The 20,834-nt window shown below is 66.6% G+C and carries 19 protein-coding genes; 7 read left to right on the top strand and 12 right to left on the bottom strand.

Annotation, left to right across the window (positions count from 1 at the left end; all coding sequences use genetic code 11):
* Positions 1-653: 653 nt before the first annotated feature.
* The gene (locus tag SD196_RS10575; protein WP_416311415.1) at positions 654-1,457 is read left to right on the top strand and encodes a c-type cytochrome; all 804 of its coding nucleotides are present in this window, start codon (positions 654-656) and stop codon (positions 1,455-1,457) included.
* A gap of 296 nt (positions 1,458-1,753) precedes the next feature.
* On the opposite strand, the gene SD196_RS10570 is transcribed toward SD196_RS10575, so the two are convergent.
* From SD196_RS10570 to SD196_RS10555, 4 genes are all read right to left on the bottom strand, one after another.
* Positions 1,754-2,488 (bottom strand): peptidase, encoded by a 735-nt coding sequence (locus SD196_RS10570; protein WP_416311414.1) that lies wholly within the window; start codon positions 2,486-2,488, stop codon positions 1,754-1,756.
* 79 nt (positions 2,489-2,567) lie between these two features.
* Complete coding sequence (locus SD196_RS10565; RefSeq protein ID WP_275607717.1) at positions 2,568-3,377, bottom strand: transglutaminase family protein; 810 nt, start codon at positions 3,375-3,377, stop codon at positions 2,568-2,570.
* Positions 3,374-4,324 (bottom strand): alpha-E domain-containing protein, encoded by a 951-nt coding sequence (locus tag SD196_RS10560; protein ID WP_416311413.1) that lies wholly within the window; start codon positions 4,322-4,324, stop codon positions 3,374-3,376. The genes SD196_RS10565 and SD196_RS10560 overlap by 4 nt, the downstream gene beginning before the upstream one ends.
* 270 nt (positions 4,325-4,594) lie before the next feature.
* On the bottom strand, positions 4,595-6,004 hold the full coding sequence (locus SD196_RS10555; protein WP_275607719.1) for a circularly permuted type 2 ATP-grasp protein: 1,410 nt from the start codon (positions 6,002-6,004) through the stop codon (positions 4,595-4,597).
* A gap of 348 nt (positions 6,005-6,352) precedes the next feature.
* Here SD196_RS10555 and ydcS point away from each other — a divergent pair, with 348 nt between their 5' ends.
* From ydcS to SD196_RS10530, 5 genes are all read left to right on the top strand, one after another.
* Entirely contained in the window at positions 6,353-7,525 is a 1,173-nt protein-coding gene (gene ydcS / locus SD196_RS10550; RefSeq protein ID WP_416311412.1) for a putative ABC transporter substrate-binding protein YdcS, read from the top strand.
* A 197-nt stretch (positions 7,526-7,722) separates the two neighbouring features.
* Positions 7,723-8,742 carry an ABC transporter ATP-binding protein gene (locus SD196_RS10545; RefSeq protein ID WP_275607721.1) on the top strand — a complete coding sequence of 340 codons (1,020 nt, stop codon included), beginning with the start codon at positions 7,723-7,725 and terminating at the stop codon, positions 8,740-8,742.
* On the top strand, positions 8,739-9,650 hold the full coding sequence (locus SD196_RS10540; protein WP_416311411.1) for an ABC transporter permease: 912 nt from the start codon (positions 8,739-8,741) through the stop codon (positions 9,648-9,650). The genes SD196_RS10545 and SD196_RS10540 overlap by 4 nt, the downstream gene beginning before the upstream one ends.
* The gene (locus SD196_RS10535) at positions 9,640-10,449 is read left to right on the top strand and encodes an ABC transporter permease (RefSeq protein WP_275607723.1); all 810 of its coding nucleotides are present in this window, start codon (positions 9,640-9,642) and stop codon (positions 10,447-10,449) included. Before SD196_RS10540 ends, SD196_RS10535 begins: the two co-directional genes overlap by 11 nt.
* 38 nt (positions 10,450-10,487) lie before the next feature.
* Positions 10,488-11,912, top strand: coding sequence for a gamma-aminobutyraldehyde dehydrogenase (locus SD196_RS10530; protein WP_275607724.1), 1,425 nt, complete (start codon positions 10,488-10,490; stop codon positions 11,910-11,912).
* A gap of 387 nt (positions 11,913-12,299) precedes the next feature.
* On the opposite strand, the gene SD196_RS10525 is transcribed toward SD196_RS10530, so the two are convergent.
* From SD196_RS10525 to SD196_RS10495, 7 genes are all read right to left on the bottom strand, one after another.
* Positions 12,300-13,004 carry a type 1 glutamine amidotransferase gene (locus SD196_RS10525; protein ID WP_370601283.1) on the bottom strand — a complete coding sequence of 235 codons (705 nt, stop codon included), beginning with the start codon at positions 13,002-13,004 and terminating at the stop codon, positions 12,300-12,302.
* Between the two features lie 154 nt (positions 13,005-13,158).
* Positions 13,159-13,500 (bottom strand): ribonuclease E inhibitor RraB, encoded by a 342-nt coding sequence (locus SD196_RS10520; protein WP_275607739.1) that lies wholly within the window; start codon positions 13,498-13,500, stop codon positions 13,159-13,161.
* A gap of 227 nt (positions 13,501-13,727) precedes the next feature.
* Positions 13,728-14,636: a DMT family transporter gene (locus tag SD196_RS10515; protein ID WP_275607740.1), complete on the bottom strand. Its 909-nt coding sequence runs from the start codon at positions 14,634-14,636 to the stop codon at positions 13,728-13,730.
* A 100-nt stretch (positions 14,637-14,736) separates the two neighbouring features.
* Positions 14,737-15,411, bottom strand: a complete 675-nt coding sequence (locus tag SD196_RS10510; RefSeq protein WP_416311410.1) for a hypothetical protein — start codon at positions 15,409-15,411, stop codon at positions 14,737-14,739.
* A gap of 33 nt (positions 15,412-15,444) precedes the next feature.
* On the bottom strand, positions 15,445-16,206 hold the full coding sequence (locus SD196_RS10505; RefSeq protein ID WP_370601280.1) for an SDR family oxidoreductase: 762 nt from the start codon (positions 16,204-16,206) through the stop codon (positions 15,445-15,447).
* Positions 16,203-17,150, bottom strand: coding sequence for an alpha/beta hydrolase (locus SD196_RS10500; protein ID WP_416311409.1), 948 nt, complete (start codon positions 17,148-17,150; stop codon positions 16,203-16,205). Before SD196_RS10500 ends, SD196_RS10505 begins: the two co-directional genes overlap by 4 nt.
* Positions 17,134-18,609, bottom strand: coding sequence for a flavin-containing monooxygenase (locus tag SD196_RS10495; RefSeq protein WP_416311408.1), 1,476 nt, complete (start codon positions 18,607-18,609; stop codon positions 17,134-17,136). Before SD196_RS10495 ends, SD196_RS10500 begins: the two co-directional genes overlap by 17 nt.
* 122 nt (positions 18,610-18,731) lie before the next feature.
* On the opposite strand from SD196_RS10495, the gene SD196_RS10490 reads away from it, so the two are divergent.
* The gene (locus SD196_RS10490; protein ID WP_416311407.1) at positions 18,732-19,748 is read left to right on the top strand and encodes an AraC family transcriptional regulator; all 1,017 of its coding nucleotides are present in this window, start codon (positions 18,732-18,734) and stop codon (positions 19,746-19,748) included.
* Between the two features lie 55 nt (positions 19,749-19,803).
* On the opposite strand, the gene SD196_RS10485 is transcribed toward SD196_RS10490, so the two are convergent.
* Positions 19,804-20,589 carry a sulfite exporter TauE/SafE family protein gene (locus tag SD196_RS10485; RefSeq protein WP_275607746.1) on the bottom strand — a complete coding sequence of 262 codons (786 nt, stop codon included), beginning with the start codon at positions 20,587-20,589 and terminating at the stop codon, positions 19,804-19,806.
* Positions 20,590-20,834 lie beyond the last annotated feature (245 nt).

The raw sequence follows: 20,834 nt of genomic DNA, 5'->3' as shown, positions 1-20,834 counted from the left end.
TCGTCACGCAGGCGTGGCGTGTCGGCCTACCTTAGCGGCGTGGCGGACACCGACAATGACCGCAGCGCTCAGGCGCATTGACCGTCACGCTCAACCTCCGACCGGCGGCCCTGGGGTCGGAGGCTCTGGAAAAGGCCTGCGCAAGAAGCCGGACAAACGGTCGATCTGCGGGCCAGAGCTGTCACACCGGGGTCATATAGATGGAATATGCCTGGAACTGCAGGATTTGTTGCCAGATGGTCTAAGCCCACGTCGCACTAGGCTTAGACTCCATTTTGCAGACACTGCGAAAAGTGCCGCTGCCGGGTTTTGCCGGGGCGGTCAGAAGCCAGGGCGCAGTCTCCACTGCCGACAGGCCGTGAGTGCGGATCGGAACCGCGCCAACAACAAGAAAGGCGGAAGGCCATGATGGATCATCAACAATCAAGAAAATGGCGTCAGGCTAGCCTGATCGTCTTTGCCACCACAGTGGTGCTGATCATCCCCAATCTGAGTCGTCTGGTCGGCTAGGGACAACAAACCGGCGATCCCGTTGCTGCGCACCGCGTGCCGCCACTCGCGAGCCACGGTCAACGCAGCGCGGGTGCCACTTCCTTCTCCCCCACCTTCTGCTATGGTTCGGCCGCCCACTCCGCTCACGGAACCGAACCTCCATGCGCCCACTGCTGCTGTCCTTGCTGCTGCTCTGCCCCACGACTTTCGCCGCCACCCTGACCCTGGAACTGCCCGCTGGCCAGCACAGCCTGAGCACCGAAGAGCTGCTGGCCAACCCCAAGGCGCAGGACATCGAGATTCCCGCTGACGTCTCCTACAACCGCACCATGCATTACCGCGCCGTGCCCCTGGCCGCGCTGCTGGAGGGCGTGAAGTCCAGCGACCACCTGCAAGCCGTGGCGCTGGATGGTTTCGCCGCCGAACTGCCGGCCGCGCCGCTGCTGGCGAGCCAGGGCTCGCGCGCCTGGCTGGCCATCGAGGAGCCGAACAAGCCCTGGCCGGAGCTGGCCGCCGGCAAGCCCTCGGCCGGCCCGTTCTACCTGGTCTGGACCGCCCCCAAGGTCGCTGGCATCGGGCCCGAGCAGTGGCCCTTCCAGGTCGCCAGCATCCGCTACCTGAAGCCGCTGGCCGAACGCTTCCCCGCCCTGCTGCCGGCCAAGGACGCGTCGAAGCAGGTGCGCTCGGGCTTCGCCCAGTTCCAGAAGAACTGCCTGGCCTGCCACCGCCTCAATGGCGCCGGCGACTCGCAGTTCGGCCCGGACCTGAACGTGCCGCACAACCCGACCGAGTACTTCGCCAGCGGCTATCTGAAGCAGTACATCCGCGACCCGCAGAGCCTTCGGCACTGGCCGGAAGCGCGGATGAAAGGCTTCGCGCCGGAAGTGATCAGCGACCAGGAGCTGGATCAGATCGTGGCTTACCTCAAGCACATGGCGGGGCGGAAGGTGAAGGCCGGGAGCTGATCGGCAAGGTCGGTGCGGCGACGGTTCGCGAGCAAGCTCGCTCCTACCTGAAATATCGTGCCAGGGCTAACCCTCTCCCCCGCCCTGGCTGCGCGCCCCGCTCCGAAGGGAGAGGGAGCTATCCGTGCCGGCTGACTCTAAAGTTTCAGCCGGCGCCAAACCAGTCCCCTCTCCCTTCAGGGAGAGGGTTAGGGAGAGGGCAATCCAGGCACGGACTCTCAGAGAAAGACAGTTGCTCCTACGAAAGCACGCGGAGTGGCGGAGGTCCGCTCGCGAACCCGCCCGAACACCGAGCGTCAGTGCCAGTAATCCCCCGGCGGCGCCGGCAGTTCGCCCAGCAACTGCCGCAACCCTGCGCCCCATTGCCCGCGGATGCCCTCGAAGTACGGGTCGCCCTCCTGGATGCGGTACCCCGCCGGCACCTGCAGGCTGCCCTCGCGGTACACCAGCAGGTCCAGCGGCATGCCCACCGAAAGGTTGCTGCGGATGGTCGAGTCGAAGCTGATCAGCGCACAGCGCAGGGCCTGCTCCAGCGGGGTGGCGTAGCTCATGGCGCGGTCGATGATCGGCTTGCCGTACTTGCTCTCGCCGATCTGGAAGTACGGCGTGTCGCGGGTGGATTCGATGAAGTTGCCCTGCGGGTAGACGTTGAACAGGCGCGGCACTTCTTCGCCTATCTGCCCACCGACCAGGAAGGAGCTACCCAGGTCGACCCCCTGGTTCTGCCCGATGTTCTCGTCGTGGTCGACCACCTCGCGCAGCGTCGAGCCCACCAGCCGGGCCGCCTCGAACAGATTCTGGACATTGCCCAGGTTCGGCTCGTCGCTGCCCATGCGCTGGCGCAGCACGCTGATCACCGACTGAGAGGTAGCCAGGTTGCCGGCGCTCTGCACCACGATCAGGCGCTCGCCGGGCGAGCCGAAGATATGCAGCTTGCGGAACACGGCGATGTTGTCGACGCCGGCGTTGGTGCGCGAATCGGAGACGAAGACGAGGCCCTGGGCGAGGTTCATGGCGACGCAATAGGTCATAGCGGTCTCATGACTGTCTTTTTGGCGGAGGGAACTGGCACCGATCTTATGCCGGTGCCGGTCCGCGCGCCACGCATCCTCACTGCTGCGCCTGCTGCATCTGTTGCAGGTGCCCCGGCGCCACGGTGACGCGGGCGTGCATCTGCTCGCCGCCGCCGCCCCGGCGCATGCCGCGCACCGGGCAGGCGTCGAGGTAGTCCAGACCGACGGCCAGTTTCAGGTGGCGCTCGGGGCGATCCAGCACGTTGGTCACGTCGAAGCTGTACCAGGCGTCATCCAACCAGGCTTCGGCCCAGGCGTGGCTGGCCAGGTGCTCCTCGGCGTCGGTGTAGAGGTAACCGGAGACATAGCGCGCCGGCACGCCCAGGTGACGCAGGCAGGCGAGGAAGGCGTGGGCATGGTCCTGGCAGACGCCCTGCCCCGCGGCGAAGGCTTCGGCGGCGGTGCTGTCGACCTGGGTCGAGCCGGGCACGTAGACGATGCGCTCGTGCAACGCCTGCATCAGCTTGATCATCGCCTTGCGGTCGCGTTGTTCCGCGCATTGGGCGCGGGCGAATTCCTGCAGCGCGCCGTCGGCCAGGGTCAGGCGGGTGCTACGCAGGAAGGGCAGCGGCGACAGGTGATCGTGCTCACGTTCGTTCTCCACGTCGATCTCCACGTGGCCATGGGCGGCGATGACGATGGCTTCGTGGGGCTCGTCCAGGGTCAGTACGTGGAGGATGTTGCCGTAGGCATCGCGCTGCGGATGTGCCGGGCGCGGCAGGTGCAACTGCCAGTCGAGCACGTGCTGGCGTTCGCTTTCCTGCGGGGTCAGGCGCAGGTACTGGATGCTCGCGCGCACCTGGTCTTCGTAGCGGTAGGTGGTGTCATGGCGGATGGAGAGTTTCATGCGGCCTCCAGATACGAGCTGTGAATGGCGTTGGCGAGCTGGCGTACCAGCCCAATGTGATCAGTGATCCAGGGATGCAGGCCGCTGCCCAGCACCTCGTCGATGCCGGTATAGCGCACCCGCGCCTCCAGCTCGGCGGCCAGGCGCTGGGCCGGGCGGCCGTTGGCGCCGGGCAGGCTGGCGAGGATCTGGCGCAGCTCCTCGGCGCAGGCCAGCAGCGAGCGCGGCACGTCCTCGCGCAGCAGCAGGAGTTCGGCGATGTTCCGTACGTTGAGCGCATCGCGGTAAAGCTCGGTGTAACCCTCGAAGGCCGACAGCGCGCGCAGCAGCGCCGTCCATTGGTAATAGCCGCGCGCCGAACCCTCGGCCGGGCCGGCGCCGCGCTCGCCCAGCACCTGCTGGCGCGCATCGAGCAGGCGCAGGGTGTTGTCGGCGCGCTCGATGTAGGTGCCCAGGCGGATGAAGTGGAAGGCGTCGTTGCGCATACTGGTGCCGAGGGTGGCACCGCGGAACAGGTGGGAGCGGTCCTTCACCCATTCGCAGAAGTGACTGATGCCGTAGCGCAGCAGACCCTGTTGGGCGATGTCGCGCATCTCCAGCCAGGTGGCGTTGATGTTCTCCCACATGTCGGTGGTGATGCGCCCGCGCACCGCATGGGCGCCGGCGCGTGCGGCGCCGAAGCAGGAGTAGATGCTCGCCGGATTCTGCGCATCCAGGGCAAAGAAACTCAGCATGCGCTCGGCGTGCAGCTCGCCGTGTCGGGCGAGGTAGGCGTCGAGGTTGCCGGTGATCTGCAGCGGCATGGCCAGTTCCTCCAGGCCATTGCCACGGTCGTCCTGGGGCATCAGCGACAGCGAGTAGGACACGTCGAGCATGCGCGCGAGGTTCTCGGCACGCTCCAGGTAGCGCGACATCCAGTACAGGTCGGAAGCGGTACGGCTCAGCATGATGCGGTGCGTCCTTACAGTTAATGGCGAACCACGTTGGTGATGGGGGCCTGCCAGGCTAGACGCGGGACGCCGGTGATGGCCGGCCCCTCACCTAGTTCCGCAACGACGCATGGCAGGCTCACAGCGCCAACCCGCAGGGCTGTGCCCCAAAAGGCGCAAGCTGGCAAAACTCCTGTTTCATCGGTATTCACTGAAACCTCCTTCTCATCTGCGCCTTGCGTCTTTTGGGGCGCAGCGGGGTCGTCATTAACTGTGAGGACGCACCGCCTACTCCACCACCCAGGTGTCCTTGGTACCGCCGCCCTGCGACGAGTTGACCACCAGTGAGCCTTCGCGCAGCGCCACGCGGGTCAGGCCGCCGGGCACCAGGCGCACGTTGTCCGGCGCGGACAGCACGAAGGGCCGCAGATCGATGTGGCGCGGCGCAATGCCGTTCTCGACGAAGGTCGGACAGGTCGACAGGCTCAGCGTTGGCTGTGCGATGTAGGCCTCCGGACGCGCCATCAGCCGCGCACGGAAGGCTTCGATCTCGGCCGTGCTCGACGCCGGGCCGACCAGCATGCCGTAGCCGCCGGAACCCTGGGCTTCCTTGACCACCAGTTCGGGCAGGTGCGCCAGCACGTGGGACAGGTCCTGCGGGCGGCGGCATTGCCAGGTCGGCACGTTGTGCAGGATGGGTTCCTGGTCCAGGTAGAAACGGATCATCTCCGGCACGTAGGGGTAGATGGACTTGTCGTCGGCCACGCCGGTGCCGATGGCGTTGGCCAGCACCACGTTGCCGGCGCGGTAGGCGGCCAGCAGGCCGGGCACGCCGAGCATGGAGTCGGGGTTGAAGGCCAGCGGGTCGAGGAAGTCGTCGTCGACCCGGCGGTAGATCACATCCACCGGCATCGGGCCGGCGGTGGTACGCATGTAGACGCGCTCGTCGCGGACGAACAGGTCGGCGCCCTCCACCAGCTCCACGCCCATTTCGCGAGCGAGGAAGGCATGTTCGAAATAGGCGCTGTTGAAGCGGCCGGGCGTCAGCACCACCACACAGGGCTGCTCCACTTGGCTGGCCTGACGCAGGGTGTCGAGCAACAGGTTCGGGTAGTGGTCGATGGGCGCGATGCGCTGGGCGCCGAACAGCTCGGGGAACAGGCGCATCATCATCTTGCGGTTCTCCAGCATGTAGGAGACGCCGCTGGGGGTACGCAGGTTGTCTTCGAGGACGTAGTAGGCGCCGTTGCCATCGCGCACCAGGTCGATACCGGCGATGTGTGCGTAGACGTTGCCGGGCACGTCCAGGCCCTGCATGGCCAGTTGGTACTGGTCGTTGGCCAGGACCTGCTCGGGCGGGATCAGGCCTTCCTTGAGGATGCGCTGGTCGTGGTAAAGGTCGGCGAGGAACAGGTTGAGTGCCTGCACGCGCTGGATGCAGCCGGACTCGATGGTCTTCCACTCGCTGGCGGGGATGCTGCGCGGGATGGTGTCGAAGGGAATCAGGCGTTCGGTGCCCTGGTCGTCGCCGTAGAGGGTGAAGGTGATCCCGGCGCGATAGAACAGCAGGTCGGCCTCGCGACGACGCTGTTGCAGCTGTTCTCCGGGCATGTCCGCCAGCCAGCGGGCGAACTCCGTGTAGTGCGGTCGGCAGGCGCCAGCGGCGTCATGCATTTCGTCATAGAACACCCGAGCCATCTTCTACTCCTTGCTGCCGCTTGTCCTCGGTTGGGAAGACCATCGCAAGGCCCGTGCCAGAGGTCGATTTCCTTTTGATTCAACGGTTTGCAAAGACCAACCGAACGCCTCGCACCCCCTTGGTGCGCTTTGTCGGCCGGTGCGTCCCGGCACGCCCCGTTTGGGGCCGCAAAGGCCAACGGGCGGGGCTTTGCAGGGTGCAGGGGGCTTTCTTGTCAGTCTCTGGGGCCGGAACTACGCTGCAAGAGCCCCCTCCCGATAGGGCACATCGCTATCAACCAGATGCCGACCTTACGGCGCGGTTCGGCCGCAGAGGCTCCGACAACGAAGAACAACAGGAGTCGATTCATGTCATCAGTGCAATTGTCTTCAGGGAAAGTCGCGGCGCTTGCCTTCGCCGGCATCAGCCTGCTCAGCAGCGCCTCCCTCCAGGCCGCCGAGGCGCTCAAGCAACTGGGCCAGCCCGAAGGCGCCCTCGACATCATCGCCTGGCCCGGCTACATCGAGCGCGGCGAGAGCGACAAGAACTACGACTGGGTGACGCAGTTCGAGAAGGACACCGGCTGCAAGGTCAACGTGAAGACCGCCGCCACCTCCGACGAGATGGTCAGCCTGATGGCCAAGGGCGGCTACGACCTGGTCACCGCCTCGGGCGATGCCTCGCTGCGCCTGGTTTATGGCAAGCGCGTGCAGCCGATCAACATCGCCCTGGTCCCCAACTGGAAAAACGTCGATCCGCGCCTGCAGAACGCGCCGTGGCACACGGTGGACGGCACGCACTACGGCACGCCCTACCAGTGGGGCCCGAACGTGCTGATGTACAACACCAAGGTCTTCCCCAAGGCGCCGCTGAGCTGGAGCGTGGTGTTCAGCGAGCAGAAGCTGCCCGACGGCAAGAGCAACAAGGGCCGCGTGCAGGCCTACGACGGACCGATCTACATCGCCGACGCCGCCCTGTACCTGAAGACCACCAACCCTGCCCTCGGCATCCAGGACCCCTACGAACTCAACGAGGAACAGTACGCCGCCACCCTCAAGCTGCTGCGCGACCAGCAGAAGCTGATCCACCGCTACTGGCATGACGCGACGGTGCAGATGAGCGACTTCAAGAACGAGGGCGTCGCCGCCTCCGGCTCCTGGCCGTACCAGGTCAACGCGCTGGTGGGCGAGAAGCAGCCGATCGAATCGACCATCCCGGTCGAAGGGGTGACCGGCTGGGCCGACACCACCATGATGCACGTCGACGCCAAGCACCCGACCTGCGCCTACAAGTGGCTGAACTGGTCGCTGGAGCCCAAGGTGCAGGGCGACGTGGCCGCCTGGTTCGGCTCGGTACCCGCCTCCCCCACCGGCTGCACCGGCAGCCAGTTGCTCGGCCCGCAGGGCTGCGCCACCAATGGCTACGACCAATTCGACCGCATCGCCTTCTGGAAGACCCCGCAGGCCAAATGCGCCCAGGGGCAGTGCGTGCCGTACAGCCGCTGGACGCAGGACTACATCGCGATCATGGGTGGGAGATAGCGATACAGCTTTACGCCTGACCTGTAGGAGCGAGCTTGCTCGCGAACAGCCCCGTAGTGGGAGTTGGTTCGCGAGCAAGGACTAGGCGTCCCCCTCGATCCTACAAGAGCCGTCATCTCCTCCGCACGCTGGCAAACGCCCTCGCCCCCATGCGCTACCTTTTCTGATGCAGCCCCGCCACTCAGGTAGCCAGCAGCATGACCACAGCCGTCCAGTTCACCGAGGTGAGCCGTCACTACGGCGACGTGCGCGCCGTCGACCGGGTGTCCATCGAGATCCGTGACGGCGAGTTCTTCTCCATGCTCGGCCCGTCGGGCTCCGGCAAGACCACCTGCCTGCGCCTGATCGCCGGCTTCGAGCAGCCAACCTCAGGCTCCATCCGCATCCACGGCCAGGAAGCCGCCGGGCTGCCGCCCTATGAGCGCGACGTCAATACGGTGTTCCAGGACTATGCGCTGTTCCCGCACATGAACGTGCTGGACAACGTGGCCTACGGGCTCAAGGTCAAAGGCGTCGGCAAGGCCGAACGCCTGAAGCGCGCCGAAGAGGCCCTGGGCATGGTCGCCCTGGGCGGCTACGGCAGTCGCAAGCCGGCGCAGCTCTCCGGCGGCCAGCGCCAGCGCGTCGCGTTAGCCCGCGCCCTGGTCAATCGCCCCCGTGTGCTGCTGCTGGACGAACCCCTCGGCGCGCTGGACCTCAAGCTGCGCGAGCAAATGCAGGTGGAGCTGAAGAAACTGCAGCGCCAGCTGGGCATCACCTTCATCTTCGTCACCCACGACCAGGGCGAGGCGCTGTCCATGTCCGACCGCGTGGCGGTGTTCAACAAGGGCCGCATCGAGCAGGTCGACACCCCGCGCAACCTCTACATGAAACCGGCCACGCGCTTCGTCGCCGAATTCGTCGGCACCGCCAACGTGCTGCGCGGGGACCTGGCCCAGCGCCTGCTCGGCGAAACCCGGCCGCACTCGCTGCGCCCCGAACACGTACGCTTCGGCCGCGCCGGCGACGGCGAACTGGAAGTCAGCGGCACCCTGTTCGACGTGCAGTACATGGGCGCCAGCAGCCGCTACGAGATCGAGCTGGACAACGGCGGCCGCCTGGTCGCCGCGCTGCCCAACGGCGAGCGCGAGGAACGCCGGCCGCAGCCGGGCGAGCCGGTCACCGCCTGCTGGGCGCGCAGCGCACTGGTGCCGCTGCTGGAGGAACCGGCGCCATGAGCCCGATGCGCGGCATCTCCAGCTTCCTCTACCGGCGCAGCACGCTGTATCTGCTGATGCTGCTGATACCGCCGCTGCTGTGGTTCGGGGTGATCTACATCGGCTCGCTGTTCGCCCTGCTCTGGCAGAGCTTCTACACCTTCGACGACTTCACCATGGCGGTGACGCCGGAGCTGACCTTCGCCAACTACAAGGCGCTGATCAACCCCGCCAACTACGACATCGTGCTGCGCACCCTGGGCATGGCCATCAGCGTCTCCATCGCCAGCGCCATCCTCGCCTTCCCCATCGCCTACTACATGGCGCGGTTCGCCGGGCCCAAGGAAAAAGCCTTCTTCTACATCGCGGTGATGCTGCCGATGTGGGCCAGCTACATCGTCAAGGCCTACGCCTGGACGGTGATCCTGGCCAAGGGTGGCATCCTCTACTGGGTGATCGAGCGCCTGCACCTGCTTGGCGCGCTGGGCCTGCTGCTGGATGTGCCCGGCGTGGGCGGCAACACCCTGTCCACCTCGCACATCGGGCGTTTCTGGGTGTTCACCTACATCTGGCTGCCGTTCATGATCCTGCCGATCCAGGCGTCGCTGGAGCGCCTGCCGCCGTCGCTGCTGCAGGCCTCGGCGGACCTCGGTGCGCACCCGCGGCAGACTTTCTTCCAGGTGGTCCTGCCGCTGGCCTTCCCCGGCGTGGTGGCCGGCTCGATCTTCACCTTCAGCCTGACCCTGGGCGACTTCATCATCCCGCAGCTGGTGGGCCCCAGCGGGTTGTTCATCGGCACCATGGTCTACGTGCAACAGGGCGCGATCGGCAACATGCCCCTGGCGGCCGCCTTCACCCTGGTGCCCATCGTGCTGATCGCCGTCTACCTGTCCATCGCCAAGCGGCTGGGGGCCTTCGATGCGCTCTGACGATCGGCCCTCCTGGTTCCTGCGCCTGGCCGCCTGGGGCGGGCTGGTGTTCCTGCATTTCCCGATCCTGGTGATCCTGCTCTACGCCTTCAACACCGAGGAGTCGGCCTACAGTTTCCCGCTGCAGGGCTTCACCCTGAAGTGGTTCAGCATCGCCTTCGCCCGCGGCGACGTGCTCGACGCCATCTGGCTGTCGGTGAAGATCGCCTGCGTGGCCACGCTGATCGCCATGGTCCTCGGCACCCTGGCCGCCGGCGCGCTGTACCGCCGCGATTTCTTCGGCAAGGAGAGCATCTCGCTGATGCTGATCCTGCCGATCGCCCTGCCCGGCATCATCACCGGTATCGCCCTGCTCTCGGCGTTCAAGACCCTCGGCATCGACCCCGGCTTCCTCACCATCGTCATCGGCCACGCCACCTTCTGCGTGGTGATCGTCTACAACAACGTGATCGCCCGCTTCCGCCGCACCTCCTTCAGCCTGATCGAAGCGAGCATGGACCTGGGCGCCGACGGCTGGCAGACCTTCCGCTACATCATCCTGCCGAACATCGCCACGGCGCTGCTGGCCGGCGGCATGCTGGCCTTCGCCCTGTCCTTCGACGAGATCATCGTCACCACCTTCACCGCCGGCCACGAGCGCACCCTGCCACTGTGGCTGCTCAACCAGCTGACCCGCCCGCGCGACGTGCCGATCACCAACGTCGTCGCCATGCTGGTGATGCTCGCCACCATGCTGCCGATCCTCGGTGCCTACTACCTGACCCGGGGCACCAGCGACGTGGCGGGGAGCGGCAAGTAACCCGCGAATCCATCAACCGCACCTGCACGGAGGACGCGATGCAAACCAAACTCCTGATCAATGGCCAGTTCGTCGCCGGCGAAGGCGAGAAGCTGGACATCCTCAACCCCGCCACCGGCGAGGTGCTCGGCCAGATCGCCGAGGCCAGCGAAGCCCAGGTGGACACCGCCGTGCGCGCCGCCGACAAGGCCTTCGACAGCTGGTCGCAGAGCGCGCCGAAAGACCGCGCCATGCTCCTGCTGCGCCTGGCCGACCGCATCGAGGAACACGCCGAGGAACTGGCCCGCCTGGAATCCGACAACTGCGGCAAGCCCTACGCCGCCGCGCTGAACGACGAGATCCCGGCCATCGCCGACGTGTTCCGCTTCTTCGCCGGCGCCTGCCGCGTGATGCCCGGCTCCGCCGCCGGCGAATACCTGCCCGGCTTCACCTCGATGATCCGCCGCGACCCGGTGGGCGTGATAGCCTCCATTGCCCCCTGGAACTACCCGCTGATGATGGCCGCGTGGAAACTCGGCCCGGCCCTGGCCGCTGGCAACTGCGTGGTACTCAAGCCCTCGGAGCAGACCCCGCTGACCGCCCTGCGGGTGGCCGAATTCATTGCCGAACTGTTCCCCGCCGGGGTGGTGAACCTGGTCTTCGGCCGCGGCCCGACCGTGGGCTCTCCGCTGGTGAGCCACGACCTGGTGCGCATGGTTTCCCTCACCGGCTCCGTGGGCACCGGCAAGGCAATCATCCGGAGCGCCGCCGACAGCGTAAAGCGCCTGCACATGGAACTGGGCGGCAAGGCCCCGGTGATCGTCTTCGACGACGCGGACCTGGCGGACGTGGTGGCCGGCATCCGCACCTTCGGCTTCTACAACGCAGGCCAGGACTGCACCGCCGCCTGCCGCATCTACGCCGGCAAGAAGATCTACGACAACTTCGTCGCCGACCTGGCCAGCGCAGTCGGTAGCCTGAAGACCGGCCTGCAGAACGACCCGAACACCGAGCTCGGCCCGCTGATCACCGCAGCACAGCGCGAACGCGTCTCCGGCTTCGTCGAACGGGCTAAGGCCAGCCCGCACATCCGCATCGCTACCGGCGGCAATATCGTCAGCGGCAAGGGTTTCTTCTATGAGCCAACGGTGGTGGCCAATGCCGAGCAGGACGACGAGATCGTCCGCCGCGAGGTATTCGGTCCGGTGGTCTCGGTGACGCCCTTCAGCGATGCGGACGAGGCGATCCGCTGGGCCAACGACTCCGACTACGGCCTCGCCTCCTCGGTCTGGACCCGCGACGTCGGCCGCGCCTCACGGGTGGCCGCGCGCCTGCAGTACGGCTGCACCTGGGTGAATACCCACTTCATGTTGTGCAGCGAGATGCCCCACGGCGGCTTCAAGCAGTCGGGCTACGGCAAGGACCTGTCGATGTACGGCCTGGAGGACTACACGGTGGCGCGGCACATCATGATCAAGCATTGAAGCACTGGGGAACTGCCTGCGCATTCGTAGGGCGTACAACCGTTCGCGGTTGTACGCCGATACACCATGAACGTCGGCTGGCTCATGGTCGAGCTCGAAGCGCTGGGTGACAGGTGTTCCGATTGAAGTCCGTGCGACCGGAAGCCAAGGTCAAACGGCGTATAACGTCGAACGTTATACGCCCTACGTTTCTGGACAGTCTGTGCCGGTGCCTCCCCTCACCCCAGCCCTCTCCCTCAGGGAGAGGGGGCAGACCGTGTCGGCTGATGCCAAGGTTTCATCCTGCACCGAACGGTCCCCTCTCCCGCTTGCGGGAGAGGGTTAGGGTGAGGGGCTCTTGATCTCGTAGGAGCGGACTCCGTCCGCAACGCAACGACGCAGCGACGATCAAACCAACCCGGCCAGCTTCAACCAATGGCTGTAGAACCCTTCCGCCACGCGGTTCATCGCCGCGACCTTCTGCGGCAGTTCGGCCAGCATTACCTCCGCGCTTTCCTGGCTCGGCTGGCTGGGGTCGAGATATTCCGGCCAACCCTTGATCCAACCGCTCACCAGCTCCTCGGTCATCTCCGGGTGCCCCTGCAGGCCAAGGATGCGCTCGCCGAAGCTGAACGCCTGGTTCTCGCACCAGGGACTGGAGAGCAGGTGCGTCGCGCCCTCGGGCAGGTCGAAGGTGTCGCCATGCCACTGGTAGATCGGGAATTCGTCCGGCAGGTGCGCCAGCCACGGGCTCTGCGACTCCAGCCGACGCATCGGCTGCCAACCCATTTCGGTATAGGGCAGGCGGCGAATGTCCGCGCCCAGCGCCTTGGCCAGCAATTGGCCGCCCAGGCAATGGCCGATCATCGGCACGTCGCGCTCGATGAACCGGCGGATCGCCGCGATCTCCGTGCGCAGCCACGGCGTATCGTCATTGACGCTCATCGGCCCGCCCATGATGGCGACCGCCTTCGGCCGCTCCAGGTCATAGCCCTGCAGCTCGTCGAGGTCGGCGCGGCGCACCTCGAACGACAGGCGGCAACGGTCCAGCACCGTGGCCAGGTGGCCCGGCGGGCAGAAATCGACGTGGGTCAGAATCAGAATATCGGTCATGGTCACCTCCGCACGGCAGTCTGCCGCATCGGGGAGGTGTCATAAACCCCGGCGTACCCGCGCGGAAACCGCGCCGTCATGGTGGGTGACGGCGCGTATGCGGTTGCGGGTAGACAATCACAGCCGTCGACCGACGGCTCGGAACGCGTTGCTGCTAGGGACGCAGGGAGTTCACTTCCTGGGTCACGCCCCAGCCGTCCAGAACACCTCCCAGCGGCGCCACGACTTCCTCCAGGTCGTGCTCGAAAGCGCCGATGCCCGCATGGGTCGCGAACATCACCTTGCTGATCTGCAGGCTCCAGCCGCCATCGTCGCGGGCTTCGACCTGCGCCCTCAGCGACTCGCCCCGGAATTGCCGGGCGGCCTTACGGGCGTTCTGTTCATCGGGAAAGATGGCGAAAAAGTCGATGGGATGTATACGAGCGAAATCGAAGCCACCTTCCTTCATCCGGCGCAACACGTTGACGCTGATATCCTCCGAGAGGGGCTTTTCCATGGTACGCACCTCCTTTCGAGACGTTCAGAGTTTATTCCCCGCCAACGAACGCACCCCGACCTGGGGCAAGGATGCGTTCCGGGCACCTCTATGTGCCACGGGAAACGCCAAGCGAATCAACGTCCCCCAATTGCAGCCAAATCCGCCGAACACGCTGAAAGGCACTTTCCCTTGGCGGATTCCCAAGGCCACTTCACCAGCGTAGCGTCTCTACCGGCGAGTTGCCGCTACTTCACCGCGTCGGCCCCGGCAACGGCGACAGGCGGCAATTCGGCACGACGGGTGCCCAGCACCAGCGCGGCGAGCACCAGCAGCATGCCCAGAGCGTGGCCGACACTGAAATGCTCGCCCAGCAGCGACACCCCGACCAGCGCGGAGCTGACCGGCATCAGGCCGGTGAACAGCCCGGCGACATTGGCCGGCACCTGTGCGATACCGCGGTACCAGAGCAGGAAGGACAGCACGCTGGCGCTCAGCGCGTAGAACAGCAGCCAACCCCAGGTCGCCGCACCAGGCAGGCTCCAATCGAATTCCAGCGCCTGCGGCACGGCCAGCGGCAGGAACAGCAGCAGCCCGGCCAGGTTGACGCCGAAGGCCATGGCCCAGGGCCGCACACTGAGCGACAGCCGGCGCGAGAACACCGCGAACAGCGCTTCGGCCAGCACCGCGCCGAGCACCAGCAGGTTGCCGGCGACACTGCCGCTGCCGGTTTCCGGGTGTTCCAGCAGGTTCAGCGCGGCGATGCCCGACACCGCCAGCACGATCGCCAGCAACTGCGGTGCACTGATCCGCTCACGCAGCCAGAGCCAGGCCAGCAGCGCGATCACGCTCGGCGTGGCGCTGGTGATGATTCCGGCGCTGGTCGCCGAGGTCAGCAGCACGCCGTGCAACATGCACAGGCTGAACAGGAAGCAACCGAAGAACGCCTGCAGGAACAGCCCGCCGCAGGCCCGGCGATCCAGCCCCCGGCGGGCGTCGCGGAGGAACATGCCCGGCAGCAGCACCAGGCTGGCGATGAGGAAGCGCAAGGCCGCGAACAGGTAGAGCGGGACTTCGGCGAGGATCAGCTTGCCGATGGCGATATTGCCCCCGACGAGCAGCATCGACAGGGCCAGGCAGGCATAGGCGAATGGCATGACGGCATCCTTGCATCGGGTGGTGGACCGTCCCGGCGGGACGACGTTCCAGCATCCGGGCCGGCACCTCTGCGCGCAAGAACGGAAACAACCTGAAACACTATCCCCCCAGGGCAATGCACAGCCCGGTCATCGCCACGCCCAGCGCGGTGAAACCCAGCGCCCCCGGCCAGGGCGAATCGCCGGCCCAACGCGCCAGCAGCCAGCCGAGCATGAACAGCATGACCACGCCGATAGCCTGGGCCAGCCGCAGCGCCAGCAGGTCGTCCGGCACCAACCAGAGCGGCAGGATCATCGGCAGGGTGATTCCTGTGACCAGCAGCACGATCAGCAGGGCCGCCAACCACACCTCGGCGCCGCCGCGCGGCGGCTCGCCAGTCCCCAGAGACGACCCCATCAGGCGCTGGCGCAGGCGCCAGACCTCGTCCGGTTGCAGGACGGCCACCAGCCGGGGCGGCAGGAAGTCGTCGAGTCCGTCGCGGAAATCCGTGTCGTTCGAGATGCCACGCAAGGCCCGCAGGCGGCCATGCCGGTGAGTCCTCTCCACCCGCAGGCGCACCAGCAGCATCAGCGCGTCCACCAGGCCCCAGGCCAGGTTGCAGCCCAGCGCGGCGACGATCAGGTCCTGCCGGCTCGCCCCGCCGCTGGCGGCGGAAATCACCGAGATGATGGTCAGGGTCATGATCACCCCGTAGGTCATCTCGCTGACCCGGTCGAAGGGTGTGGTGATGTCCTGCAGCACACGCTGCCAGGCGCTGTCGTGGGGTTCCTGCATGGGTCGGCCTCCTTCGCCGCCCGTGCAGTCTACTCAGGCGCGGCTGAGCCAGGCCATCACCCAGCGGTTAAGCGATGGCGGCGACAACTGGCCGGACCAGTACATCGCCCGGAACAGCGCGCCGATGGGACGGTGCACCGCCCTGCTCCCGGCCTGGCGCCAGGCCGCTTCGGCGATGTCCTCGGCACTCAGGGTCACGCCCAGGCGGCGTAGCACCGGCGGCTCGACGATCTGGCTGGCGACCATCGGCGTGCGCACGAAGGGCGGCATCAGGTCGGCGACGCGGATGCCATGTTCGCGCCATTCCAGCTCCAGCGCCTCGGTCAGCCCGCGCACGGCGAACTTCGACGCCGAGTAGCTGGCCATCTGCGGCACGCCATACAGCCCGGAGGCCGAGCCCATGTTCAGCACCTGCGCGCCCGGCGTGCGCTTGAGGTACGGCAGCGCGGCGTAGCAGCAGTTGAGCACGCCCTGCACGTTGATCGCGATGATGCGCTGGTGATCGGCCAGGCTGATGTCCTCGAAGCGGCCGAAACGCAGGATGCCCGCGCAATTGAACAGCAGGCGCAGACCCCCGTCGCAGTCTTCGGCGTACTCACGCACCGCGGCAGCCACCGCCTCGGCATCGGTGACATCCAGCGCTCGCCGCCAGGCGCCACCCAGCTCCATGGCAAGCGCCGCCAGCGGCTCGGGATTCTGGTCGATCAGGCCCACGCGCCAGCCGCGCTGGTGGAACAGTTTCGCGGTGGCGGCGCCAATGCCCGAGGCGGCGCCGCTGATCAGGATGTTGTTCATCGACGCACTCCCTGCAGATGTTGGGCAACGAAATCGGCGGCGTCCTGCAGCGCGCGGTCGGCCACCTTCAGCACCCCGGCATGGGCCTGGAACACATGCCAGCAGTTGGCAAAGCGCTGCAGTTTCACCACGGCACCGTAGCGCCGCGTGGCATCGACGAAACGCAGGCTGTCATTGCGCAGCACTTCATCCTCGCCAACCTGGATCAGCAACGGCGGCAGGCCGCTGAGATCGGCGTACAGCGGCGACAGCTGCGCGTCGGTCCGGGGCACTCCAGGCGGGCAGAACATCGCCATGGCGCTGTCCATCCAGGCGCGGGTGATCAAGGGGTCGCCCGCCGCCGGCACGTGCAGGTGCTCGGAGGACAGATCGGTCACCGGCGAGAAGGTCACCAGCGCGCCGGGCGCCGGCAGGCCGAGCGCTTTGGCTTGCAGCGCGAGCTGCAGGGTCAGGTGGCCGCCGGCGGAATCCCCGGCGATGGCGATGGCCGCCGCCGGTATACCCTTGTCCAGCAGCGCGCGGTAGGCCGCCACGGCATCGTCACGCTGGGCCGGGAACGGGTGCTCCGGCGCCAGGCGGTAATCCAGCACCCAGACCTCCGCCCGGCAGCGCCGCGCCAGGTTGGCGGTGATGGCGCGGTGGGTGGCCGGCGACCCCACCAGGTAGGCGCCGCCGTGCAGGTAGAGGATCACCCTTCCCTCCCCACCCTCGCGGGGCCGCCAGACCTCGCAGGGCAGCCCGCCCAGGGTCGTCTGCTCGCGCAGCAGGCCACGGGGCGTCAGGGTCGCGGCGGTCAGCCCGCGCAGCAATGCGCGCTGCGCCTTCACCGGCAGCTGCGGGCCCATCAGGCCACGGAACAGCAGGTTGAGCAGGCCGCGCAAGGCGGCGGTCAGGACTTTCTGGCCAAGGGACAGCGGCATCACGGGCTCAACGGATGCAGTCATAGTCGGCGAACTCCGGCTGACGGGTCAGTTGACGGTAGCGGAAGGTGAAACCCGGCCAGTTGACGGTATTGCGGCCGCTGGCGGTCTTGTACCAGCTGCTGCAACCGCGCTCCCAGATGGTGTGGCCCAGCTCATGTTGCAGGTGCTGGTTGAAACGCTGCTGCACCTGGGGTTTCACGTCCAGGTACTTCAGGCCCTCGCGGCGGATGCGCTGCAGGCAGGCCAGCACGTAGGGGAACTGGCTTTCCAGCATGTAGATGATCGAGCTGTGCCCCAGGTTGGTGTTCGGCCCGTAGAGGATGAACAGGTTGGGGAAGCCGCTGACGCTGATGCCCTTGTAGGCTTCCGCGCCATCCTTCCAGGCCTGATTCAGCTCGCGCCCGCCCAGGCCCTGGACACGCATCGGCGCCAGGAACTCGGTGGCGGCGAAACCGGTGCCGTAGATGAGGGTATCCACCGGATGGCGCTGGCCGTCGCGGGTGACGATGGCGTCCTCGGTGACTTCGCGAATGCCCGTATCGACCAGCTTCACATTGCTGCGCGCCAGCGCCGGGTAGTAGTCGTTGCTGATCAGGATGCGCTTGCAGCCCAGCGGGTAATCCGGCTCCAACCGCGCGCGCAGGCCCGCGTCGGGAATGCCGCGCTGCAGGTGGCGATGGAAGCTCAGGCGCATCACCTTCATCAGCGGCGGGAACACGGTGAAGGCCAACGCCCGCGCTTCGTGCTGGACATACTTGAGCCCCCGGTCCAGGCGTTGCAGCCATGGCAGGCGCGCCTTCAGGCGGCGCTCCCAGTCGGCGTAGGGGCGGTCCGGCTTGGGAATCACGTAGGCCGCGCTGCGCTGGAACAGCAGCAGCTCGGCGACCTTCGGCGCGATCTGCGGCACGAACTGAATGGCGCTGGCACCGGTGCCAACCACCGCTACACGACTGCCTTCCAGCGGCGCATCGGCGTCCCATTGCGCGGAATGGAAGGCCCTGCCCTTGAAGCGTTCGATACCCGGCAAGTGCGGAATCAGCGGACGGCTCAGTTGGCCGAGCGCGCAGACCAGCGACTGGGCGCGCAACTCCTCGCCATTGGCGCAGGTCACCCGCCACTCCCCGGCCGCTTCGTCGAAGCTCGCCGCGCTGACCTCGCAGTGGAAGCGGATACGTTCGCGCAGGCCGTACTTGTCCGCGCAGTGCCGGGCGTAGTCGAGGATTTCCGCCTGCGGCGCGAACTTGCGCGACCAGTCGGCCTTGGGTTCGAAGGAGAAGGAATACAGGTGCGAAGGCACGTCGCAGGCGGCGCCCGGATAGCGGTTCTCGCGCCAGCAGCCGCCGACGTCGCCGGCCTTCTCAAGGATCAGGAAGTCGTCGATACCCGCCTGTTTCAGACGGATCGCCAGGCCCAGGCCGGCGAAGCCGGCACCGATGATCAGCACGCGCACGGCAGCCGACCCGGGGGAAGTGTTTGTCATTGTTGTGCTCCCGGTGGTGTTTCCCGCCCGATGGCGGATGGGAACATCCTAGGGCTTCATTCGTCACTGGGTTATGGCATAGTCGGACATAAAATTGTGACTTTCGGTCAACGAGAAACCCCATGTCCGCCACTCCCCCCTGGTCGCCCCGCCGCAGCGCTGTCAGCGTGCAACTGCTGACGCAGTTCGCCCTGGACCACGGCCTGAACCTGGAACAGTGCCTGGGCGGCACCGGCCTGGACATCGGCGTGCTCGCCGATCCCGGCGCGGACGTGGACGCGGAGCAGGAGCTGAGCCTGGTGCGCAACCTGGCCCGGCACCTGGGGCACATCCCCGGCATCGGCCTCAAAGCCGGGCTGCGCTACCACCTCAACACCTATGGTATCTGGGGCTTCGCCCTGCTCAGCAGCGCCACCTTCCTCAGCGCCGCGCGCCTGGGGCTGCGCTACCTCGACCTGACCTACGCCTTCCACCGCATGCGCCTGGAGGAGCACGACGGCGAGGCGCACCTGCTGCTGGACGACACCGCCATCCCGGAGGACCTGCGTGACTTCCTGATCGAGCGCGACGGCGGCGGCGTGCTGCGCATCCAGCGCGACCTGACCAACCAGCCGGCGCCCGTGCGCCAGGTCAGCTTCCGCCGCGAAGCCCCCAGCGACGTGCAGCCCTACATCGATGAGTTGGGCGTACGGCCGCTGTTCGGCCAGGCGGAGAACCGCATCGTCTTCGACAGCCGCATCCTCGAACTGCCACTACCGGGCGCCAACCCGGAGGTGGCGCTGCGCTGCGAGGAGCAATGCCGCGCCCTGCTCGCCCGCCGCCAGGTGCGCACCGGGCTGTCCGGGCAGATCCGCGACCGCTTGCTGGCCACGCCAGGCCGGCTGCCGGACATGGAACAGATGGCCGAGGCCATGCACATGACCTCGCGTACCCTGCGCCGTCGCCTGGAGGCCGAAGGCAGCAGCTTCCGCGCGCTGGTGGACGAGGTGCGCCAGGCGCTGGCCGAGGAACTGCTGGCCACGGGCGTGATTCGTCTGGAGGAGATCGCCGAGCGGCTCGGCTATGGGGAGGTGTCGAACTTCATTCACGCCTTCCGCCGCTGGAAAGGTGTGACGCCGGGGCGTTTCCGCCGCGGCTAGCGAAGAGCAGTCGACGATCCTGCGAGCCAAGGCCGCAGCAGATCGTCGAGAGGTTTCAGAAGACCAGCTTGTAGCCGATCGATGCCAGCATCACCGCCAGGCACGGACGCAGCACGCCATCCGGAATGCGGCCGGCCAGGTGGCTGCCGACGTAGATGCCCGGCAGCGAGCCGATCAGCAGGTAGCCGAGCAGGCCCCAGTCCATGTTGCCCATGCTGGCATGGCCGAGGCCGGCGACCAGGGTGAGCGGTACGGCGTGGGCGATCTCGGTGCCCACCAGACGGCGGGTGGCGAGGAAGGGATAGAGCATGAACAGCGCCACGGTACCCAGCGCGCCGGCGCCGATGGAAGTCAGCGCGACCATGGCGCCGAGGATGGCACCGGTGACGACGGTCAGGGTGTTCAGCTTCGGGCCGCTGAAGTGGAAGCTGTCGCCGGCATGGCGCTGGGCGAAGGCCAGCACCTGCTTCTTGAACAGCACCGCCAGCGCAGTGAGCAGCAGGACGATGCCCAGGGCATGCTTGATGATGCTGTTCATCGCCGCGGTATCGGCATTCAGGCTGTGCAGGAACAGCAGGGTCAGCGCCGCTGCCGGCACGCTGCCGAGGGCGAGCCAGCCGGTGATGCGCCAGTCGATGTTGTCGTTCTTGCGGTGAACCAGGACGCCGCCGGACTTGGTGATGGCGGCATACAGCAGGTCGGTGCCGACCGCCGCGGCGGGATTGATGCCGAACCAGAGCAGGATGGGGGTCATCAGCGAGCCACCGCCAACGCCGGTCATACCGACGATGAAACCCACAACAAGACCCGCGATTACGAAACCGATATTGCCAACATCCATCTGCGAGTCCTGACTGGCGTAACTGATCACCTCGTGGTGTGGGCGGCAGGATAACGACTTTTCTTATAATCCATTAGACCGTTGTGGTCTTAATTTATAACCGGTTTATACGGAAGCTTCTGCAGGAAAATCCCCGCCCCGAGAGTCTGGCACGAGGTTTTCCACGTAGGAGCGAACAACACCGGCGCCGGGTCCCAAAGGTTCGCGAGCAAGCTCGCTCCTGCAGGAAATCAGCAGGCATGAAA

This window comes from Pseudomonas macauensis, assembly GCF_047902425.1.
Lineage (GTDB): Bacteria > Pseudomonadota > Gammaproteobacteria > Pseudomonadales > Pseudomonadaceae > Pseudomonas.
Note: the sequence above shows the minus strand (reverse complement) of the source record. Positions and strands in the feature narration are given on the sequence as shown.

Excerpts from the sequence above, each read along its gene's own strand:
- SD196_RS10500 (WP_416311409.1), bottom strand. The coding sequence starts at position 17,150 with ATGACTGCATCCGTTGAGCCCGTGATGCCGCTGTCCCTTGGCCAGAAA.
- SD196_RS10575 (WP_416311415.1), top strand. The coding sequence starts at position 654 with ATGCGCCCACTGCTGCTGTCCTTGCTGCTGCTCTGCCCCACGACTTTC.
- ydcS (WP_416311412.1), top strand. The coding sequence starts at position 6,353 with ATGTCATCAGTGCAATTGTCTTCAGGGAAAGTCGCGGCGCTTGCCTTC.
- SD196_RS10540 (WP_416311411.1), top strand. The coding sequence starts at position 8,739 with ATGAGCCCGATGCGCGGCATCTCCAGCTTCCTCTACCGGCGCAGCACG.
- SD196_RS10490 (WP_416311407.1), top strand. The coding sequence starts at position 18,732 with ATGTCCGCCACTCCCCCCTGGTCGCCCCGCCGCAGCGCTGTCAGCGTG.
- SD196_RS10525 (WP_370601283.1), bottom strand. The coding sequence starts at position 13,004 with ATGACCGATATTCTGATTCTGACCCACGTCGATTTCTGCCCGCCGGGC.
- SD196_RS10570 (WP_416311414.1), bottom strand. The coding sequence starts at position 2,488 with ATGACCTATTGCGTCGCCATGAACCTCGCCCAGGGCCTCGTCTTCGTC.
- SD196_RS10520 (WP_275607739.1), bottom strand. The coding sequence starts at position 13,500 with ATGGAAAAGCCCCTCTCGGAGGATATCAGCGTCAACGTGTTGCGCCGG.
- SD196_RS10565 (WP_275607717.1), bottom strand. The coding sequence starts at position 3,377 with ATGAAACTCTCCATCCGCCATGACACCACCTACCGCTACGAAGACCAG.
- SD196_RS10510 (WP_416311410.1), bottom strand. The coding sequence starts at position 15,411 with ATGCAGGAACCCCACGACAGCGCCTGGCAGCGTGTGCTGCAGGACATC.
- SD196_RS10560 (WP_416311413.1), bottom strand. The coding sequence starts at position 4,324 with ATGCTGAGCCGTACCGCTTCCGACCTGTACTGGATGTCGCGCTACCTG.
- SD196_RS10485 (WP_275607746.1), bottom strand. The coding sequence starts at position 20,589 with ATGGATGTTGGCAATATCGGTTTCGTAATCGCGGGTCTTGTTGTGGGT.
- SD196_RS10530 (WP_275607724.1), top strand. The coding sequence starts at position 10,488 with ATGCAAACCAAACTCCTGATCAATGGCCAGTTCGTCGCCGGCGAAGGC.
- SD196_RS10495 (WP_416311408.1), bottom strand. The coding sequence starts at position 18,609 with ATGACAAACACTTCCCCCGGGTCGGCTGCCGTGCGCGTGCTGATCATC.
- SD196_RS10505 (WP_370601280.1), bottom strand. The coding sequence starts at position 16,206 with ATGAACAACATCCTGATCAGCGGCGCCGCCTCGGGCATTGGCGCCGCC.
- SD196_RS10535 (WP_275607723.1), top strand. The coding sequence starts at position 9,640 with ATGCGCTCTGACGATCGGCCCTCCTGGTTCCTGCGCCTGGCCGCCTGG.
- SD196_RS10515 (WP_275607740.1), bottom strand. The coding sequence starts at position 14,636 with ATGCCATTCGCCTATGCCTGCCTGGCCCTGTCGATGCTGCTCGTCGGG.
- SD196_RS10545 (WP_275607721.1), top strand. The coding sequence starts at position 7,723 with ATGACCACAGCCGTCCAGTTCACCGAGGTGAGCCGTCACTACGGCGAC.
- SD196_RS10555 (WP_275607719.1), bottom strand. The coding sequence starts at position 6,004 with ATGGCTCGGGTGTTCTATGACGAAATGCATGACGCCGCTGGCGCCTGC.